Source organism: Micrococcus sp. KRD012 (assembly GCF_017168555.1).
GTDB classification, from domain to species: domain Bacteria; phylum Actinomycetota; class Actinomycetes; order Actinomycetales; family Micrococcaceae; genus Micrococcus; species Micrococcus luteus.
This window is the reverse complement of the sequence record NZ_JABFBB010000034.1, coordinates 1-401: the sequence shown is the minus strand read 5'-3', so window position 1 is coordinate 401 and position 401 is coordinate 1. Positions and strand designations below refer to the sequence as shown.

The window sequence follows — 401 nt, the reverse complement described above, 5'->3', positions numbered from 1 at the left end:
GTACAGAATTCTTAATGGATCACCGTCATTTATGGTTACGTTCTAAAAAACAACATGCTGTAATGAAAATTAGAAACGAAGTTATTCGTGCAACGTATGAATTTTTCAACAAAGATGGATTTACAAAGGTTGATCCACCAATTTTGACAGCAAGTGCACCAGAAGGTACAAGTGAATTATTCCTTACTAAATACTTTGATCAAGATGCGTTTTTATCTCAAAGTGGTCAGTTATACTTAGAAGCTGCGGCAATGGCACACGGAAAAGTATTTTCATTTGGTCCAACTTTCAGAGCTGAAAAATCAAAAACACGTAGACACTTGATCGAGTTCTGGATGATTGAAGGGGAAATGGCTTTCACAAATCATGCTGAAAGTTTAGAAATTCAAGAACAATATGTA

Annotated in this window: 1 protein-coding gene; it reads left to right on the top strand. The window is 35.2% G+C overall.

The genetic code is table 11. The features are described from left to right. Positions 1 to 14: 14 nt before the first annotated feature. Positions 15 to 401 (top strand): amino acid--tRNA ligase-related protein (locus tag J1M37_RS11040; RefSeq protein WP_342345147.1); only part of this gene is annotated, 387 nt, incomplete at its 3' end.